This is a genomic window from Flavobacterium sp., from assembly GCF_044361065.1.
Classification (GTDB): Bacteria; Bacteroidota; Bacteroidia; order Flavobacteriales; family Flavobacteriaceae; genus Flavobacterium.
Window position 1 is genome coordinate 1 of sequence record NZ_JBIKJI010000139.1, and the last position, 5787, is coordinate 5787.

Annotated in this window: 9 protein-coding genes; 1 reads left to right on the top strand and 8 read right to left on the bottom strand. The window is 32.0% G+C overall.

The window, feature by feature from the left end; translation table 11 throughout:
• The coding region (gene hflX / locus ACIQ11_RS08420; RefSeq protein ID WP_396154213.1) for a GTPase HflX at positions 1–1022 on the top strand (1022 nt) is incomplete at its 5' end.
• Positions 1023–1163: 141 nt separating this feature from the next.
• On the opposite strand, the gene ACIQ11_RS08425 is transcribed toward hflX, so the two are convergent.
• The 8 genes from ACIQ11_RS08425 to ACIQ11_RS08460 form a co-directional block, all read right to left on the bottom strand.
• Positions 1164–1667: a DUF2480 family protein gene (locus ACIQ11_RS08425; RefSeq protein WP_396154214.1), complete on the bottom strand. Its 504-nt coding sequence runs from the start codon at positions 1665–1667 to the stop codon at positions 1164–1166.
• A gap of 92 nt (positions 1668–1759) precedes the next feature.
• Positions 1760–2083, bottom strand: a complete 324-nt coding sequence (locus tag ACIQ11_RS08430) for an SUF system Fe-S cluster assembly protein (RefSeq protein ID WP_353078632.1) — start codon at positions 2081–2083, stop codon at positions 1760–1762.
• Between the two features lie 46 nt (positions 2084–2129).
• Positions 2130–2543: a GxxExxY protein gene (locus ACIQ11_RS08435; protein WP_353078630.1), complete on the bottom strand. Its 414-nt coding sequence runs from the start codon at positions 2541–2543 to the stop codon at positions 2130–2132.
• A 61-nt stretch (positions 2544–2604) separates the two neighbouring features.
• Positions 2605–3024, bottom strand: coding sequence for a SufE family protein (locus ACIQ11_RS08440; protein ID WP_396151041.1), 420 nt, complete (start codon positions 3022–3024; stop codon positions 2605–2607).
• On the bottom strand, positions 3024–3461 hold the full coding sequence (locus tag ACIQ11_RS08445; protein WP_396154215.1) for a hypothetical protein: 438 nt from the start codon (positions 3459–3461) through the stop codon (positions 3024–3026). Before ACIQ11_RS08445 ends, ACIQ11_RS08440 begins: the two co-directional genes overlap by 1 nt.
• A gap of 14 nt (positions 3462–3475) precedes the next feature.
• Complete coding sequence (locus ACIQ11_RS08450; protein ID WP_396154216.1) at positions 3476–4696, bottom strand: aminotransferase class V-fold PLP-dependent enzyme; 1221 nt, start codon at positions 4694–4696, stop codon at positions 3476–3478.
• 88 nt (positions 4697–4784) lie between these two features.
• Positions 4785–5378 carry a lipoprotein signal peptidase gene (locus ACIQ11_RS08455; RefSeq protein ID WP_396154217.1) on the bottom strand — a complete coding sequence of 198 codons (594 nt, stop codon included), beginning with the start codon at positions 5376–5378 and terminating at the stop codon, positions 4785–4787.
• An 82-nt stretch (positions 5379–5460) separates the two neighbouring features.
• On the bottom strand, positions 5461–5787 hold a 327-nt coding region (locus tag ACIQ11_RS08460), incomplete at its 5' end, for a TraR/DksA family transcriptional regulator (RefSeq protein ID WP_396154218.1).

Sequence of the window (5787 nt, forward strand, 5' to 3'; positions counted from 1 at the left end):
TTAAAACATACATCAAAGAATATGATATCAATTCGGTAATTTTTGATGATGAATTAACACCTTCTCAACAAAAAAACATCACAAGAGAATTAGATTGTAAAGTTTTAGATCGTACCAATTTAATCTTAGATATTTTTGCACAACGTGCCGAAACGTCTTATGCCAGAACACAAGTAGAATTAGCACAATGCCAATATTTATTACCTAGATTAACAGGAATGTGGACGCACTTAGAACGTCAACGAGGTGGAATTGGTATGCGTGGTCCTGGGGAAACAGAAATTGAAACCGATAGACGAATTGTAAGAGATAGAATTTCATTACTGAAAGAAAAAATTAAGGTTATAGACAAGCAAATGTCAACCCAAAGAGGGAATCGTGGCGCAATGGTTCGAGTGGCTTTAGTGGGTTACACCAACGTGGGAAAATCAACTTTAATGAATGCCGTTGGAAAAAGTGAAGTATTTGTAGAAAATAAACTTTTTGCTACCCTTGACACTACGGTTAGAAAAACGGTTATTAAAAATTTACCTTTCTTGCTTTCCGATACGGTTGGTTTTATTAGAAAACTCCCTACACAATTGGTAGATTCTTTTAAAAGTACGTTAGATGAAGTTCGAGAAGCCGATTTACTTTTACACGTGGTAGATATTTCTCATCCTGAATTTGAAGATCATATTGCTGCTGTAAATAAAATTTTATTAGACATCAAAAGTGCCGATAAGCCAACAATTATGGTTTTTAATAAAATTGACGCGTATAAATATGTGAAAATTGATGAAAGCGACGAAACTATTGAAAAAACATCAAAAAATTTCTCACTTCAAGATTGGGAAAAAACGTGGATGAGTAATTTAGGCGAAAACAACACGCTTTTTATATCGGCAACCGAAAAAGAAAACTTTGAAGCTTTTAGAGAAAAAGTTTATGAAGCGGTGCGAAGTATTCATATCAGTCGTTTTCCGTATAATAAATTTTTATATCCAGATTACAAAGATGTAATTGAGGAAGAGGAAAATTAGATTCCAAAATAGAAAATCCAAAATAGAAAATCTAAAAATTCACAACGTTTGTCATTCTGAAAGAATCTCACAACATTTATAAAAGCAAAAACCCAGTCAATTAAATACTTGACTGGGTTTTTTATACTTTTAATTTTGTAATTACTTCTTTTTAAATAAAGGCACTGCGGAACACGCTTCACCAAACATAATGCTTTTTGCTACTTTCATTAATTTTTGAATAGCCAAAGTGTACACTTCATTTGGCACTTGCTTTTTAGAACAACCTTTTAAAATAACAGGTTTTTCAAAGAATTCGGTATAATCTAATTTGTTTAAAATGTCTTGATACCAATCGATAATTGCCAACTCTTTAGAGCCTTGAATTACTTTTAAAGCAAATGGCGCTAAATGCACCGCTACTAATGTATACGCCCAAGCGGGTAATATTGCGTCTTCTGAACAATATAATGCCACGTATTTATCTTCATAAACAGACCAATCGGTAGTTTTTAATTGCACTCTAAATTCGGTTTCTTTTAAAATAACACCACCAAACAACCATTGCGAAACATCAACTGCTATCACATTACTATCCGGATAATAATCTTCTAAATCGAAAACCATTAAGCTACTATTAGCCACTTTATTTACTATTTCACTCATTTTAGTCAAAAAGTCGTAATGTCAAAAGTCGAAAGTCAAAAGTTAAATTATAAACTTTAAGACTTTCAAACTTTTGGCTTTCAGACTATTAATTAAAGCATTCCTAATTCTAATTTAGCTTCTTCGCTCATCAAATCTTTACTCCACGGTGGATCAAAAGTGATTTCAACTTCACAAGATTTAATTGTATCAATTTTTTGAACTTTTTCTTCCACTTCCTTTGGTAACGATTCGGCAACTGGACAATTTGGCGAAGTTAACGTCATTAAAATTTTAACTTCATTATCCTCGTTAATCATCACATCATAAATCAAACCTAATTCATAAATATCTACTGGAATTTCTGGATCATAGATTCCTTTTAATGCAGTTACTACGCTTTCGCCTAAGTTTATTTCGTCTTTAAATTCTTCCATTTTTTAATTTTTTATACCATATAAGGAATATAAGGGAGTATAAGTATTATTCCCAAAGTTCGTTATATAATTTGTTTATATATGTTTTTTGTCCTTCTTTAAAAATGTGAGTTACATTAAAATTGATCAATAAGCCCATTGGGGATTTAAATAAATTCATATAAGTTAAAATTTGTGCTTCAAATATTGGCTTAATTTCTGAAACCGATTTTAATTCAACTATTAATATATCCTCAACCAATATATCACATCTTAATTCAGCCTCAACATCCAGTCCTTTATAATTTATAGGTACAATAACTTCAGATTGAAATTTAATTCCTCTCAATTTCAACTCATGTAACATACATTTATGATAAACACTTTCCAAAAGACCTGGCCCAAGGTTTTTATGAACTTCAATCGCAGCTCCATTAACTTTGTAAACTAAATCTTTTAAATAACTTCTAGTAATGTCCATTTAATTAATCGTTTTATTTGGCTTATACTTTCTTATACTCCTTATATGGTCAAATCATCACTTAATTTCTTGCTTCAAATGCTAAAGCATACATTTTTATTTTTTTAATCATCGAAACCAAGCCGTTTGCACGAGTTGCCGATAGATGCTCCTTTAATCCAATTTCATCTACAAAATCAGTATTGGCAGCTAAAATTTCTGCCGGAGTTTGGTTCGAAAAAGCTCTTATTAGGATAGCAATTATTCCTTTCGTTAAAATAGCATCGCTATCGGCTGAAAAAACGACTTTCCCGTCTTTTTCTTCAGCGTGAACCCATACTTTAGATTGACAACCTTTAATAATATTATCTTCTGTTTTGAATTGCTCTTCAATAATTGGTAAGCCTTTTCCTAATTCAATGATGTACTCGTAACGCTCCATCCAATCATCGAACATAGAGAATTCGGAAACAATTTCGTTTTGTATTTCTTTAATATTCATTATTTTTTTTCTGCAAGGTTCGTAATTTTAGTAACTAATTTTTCTATTTCTGCAGGAGGAAAACCGTGATCGAAACCATTAGCTGGATATTTAATGCCTTTTGCTTCGAAAATAATATTAGCAAATGCTGCACCGTCGTAATATCTTTTTTCTGTTGGCCACTTTAAGTCTTTTACCTTTTCTAAATCGACCGCTTTGGCTAATGCAGAAATCTCTTTCCAATCTGTATCTGAAATTTCAATTTTATTTGAATATTCTTTAAAATCTCGCTCATTAGATGTATAAAGCACTTGATTCTCAACTTTTATCGCAAGAAAAAAACCTCTGGTGTTTGCTTCATAAAAAATGGTTAGCACATCGTTTTTGCTAAAATTTTTTGAACCACTACACGCCAAAACGGTAAGGATTAAAGTTGATAAAATTAAAAATCTTTTCATTTTTATGGTTTTAGTTACGATAACATCATTTTAGCTTTTTTAACAGCTGCTACAAATATATCAATTTCTTCTTTGGTATTATAAAAGGCAAAACTGGCTCGTAACGTTCCTGGTATTTTGAAAAAATCCATAATCGGTTGTGCACAATGATGACCCGTTCGTACCGCTATACCTAATTTATCTATAATCGTGCCAATATCATACGGGTGAATGTTTTCGATGTTAAAAGAAATTACTGAAGCTTTTTTAGTTAAATCTGAAGGGCCGTAAATGGTTACGCCTTCAATTTCATTTAACTTTTGTGTGCCATAAACTAATAATTCGTGTTCGTGTTTGGCGATGTTGTCAAAACCAACCTCATTCATATAATCAATAGCCGCTCCAAAAGCAATTCCACCGCAAATATTTGGTGTTCCTGCTTCAAATTTATGAGGTAAATCTGCATAAGTTGTTTTTTCGAAAGTCACGGTCGCAATCATTTCTCCGCCGCCTTTGTAGGGTGGTAATTTGCGTAACCATTCTTCTTTGCCATATAACATTCCAACACCTGTTGGACCACACATTTTATGAGCAGAAGTTACATAAAAATCAACATCTAAAGCTTGAACATCAGGTTGTAAATGCGGACAAGATTGTGCGCCGTCAATTAAAACTGCTGCCCCAACGGAATGTGCTTTTTTAATGATTTCTTCAATTGGATTTAGCGTTCCTAATGCGTTTGAAATGTGATTGCAACAAACTAATTTGGTTTTATTGGAAAGTAACTTCTCGTATTCCGACATAATTAACTCGCCATTACTGTCCATTGGAATCACTTTTAAAACCGCGCCCGTTTTTTCGCACAACATTTGCCAAGGCACAATATTACTATGATGTTCTAATGCTGAAATAATAATTTCATCGTTTTTTTCTACTAAAGAGGCAAAACCATTAGCAACTAAATTAATACTTTCGGTTGTCCCTGATGTAAAAATGATTTCAAACGGCTGTTTCGCATTAAAATGCTTTTGGATTTTATATCGAGCTTGTTCATAGGCATCTGTAGCCAATTGACTCAATGTATGAACCCCTCGGTGAATATTTGCATTATAATTGGAATAATAATCTACAATACTATCAATTACAACTTGAGGTTTTTGAGAAGTCGCACCATTATCAAAATACACTAAAGGTTTTCCGTTAACGCTTTGTGACAATATAGGAAACTGCGCTCTTATTTTCTGAACATCGAACATATCATAAGTATTTGATGCAAATTTACGATATGATTATTTAAAATAGGAATAAATAAGAATTAAAATAACAGAAAATTATGTTTTGTTTTTAGTTAAAACATCTTTTGTTGAATACAATTAAAATTCCAAATCCTGTAGAAATAGCTACATCGGCTACGTTGAAAATAGCGTTGAAAAAGGTAAAAGGTCTTCCACCAATAAATGGCACCCACTCGGGCATTGGAAAGTCTTTAATTATTGGAAAATAAAACATATCAACTACTTCCCCGTGAAACAATGTACCATATGGTTTATCGGAAAACATTGTAGCTACTTGACTGTAACTATCGTTAAAAACTACGCCGTAAAAAACAGAATCGATAATATTACCAATAGCACCTGCTAAAATTAATGTGATGGCAAAAGTTAGATAATTTGACAATTTTTTCTTTATAGAATCGTACAGCCACCAAGAAATTCCTCCAACAGCAACAATTCTAAAAAGGGTTAAAAATAATTTACCATAATCACCAGGAATTTCAGCGCCCCAAGCCATTCCTTCGTTTTCCACAAAGTAAATTCTAAACCAATCGAACACTTTTACTTGTTCGTTGATATAAAAATTTGTTTTGATGTAAATTTTACTTGCTTGATCAATAAGTAAAATTAGAAATACAAATAAATAGGCTTTTCTTAGGTTCATTTTTTAATGTTTGTGCAAAAGTAACAATTTTAACGAATAAAAAACGCCCCAAAAGGAGCGTTTTTATATTTAGTAACGTTTTTTAACGCTGTAAATTTTTAGCTTCAATGCTCATTGTGGCGTGAGGAACAATTTTTAAGCGCTCTTTATTGATTAATTTTCCGGTAACTTTGCATATTCCGTATGTTTTATTTTCAATACGAATTAATGCGTTTTTTAAATCACGAATGAATTTTTCTTGACGAATAGCCAATTGCGAATTCGCTTCTTTACTCATCGTTTCACTTCCTTCTTCAAATGCTTTGAATGTTGGAGAAGTATCTTCCGTTCCGTTATTAGAATCGTTTAAATACGCACTTTTAATTAATTCTAAGTCGTTTTTAGCTTTGTCTAACTTTAAATTAATTAA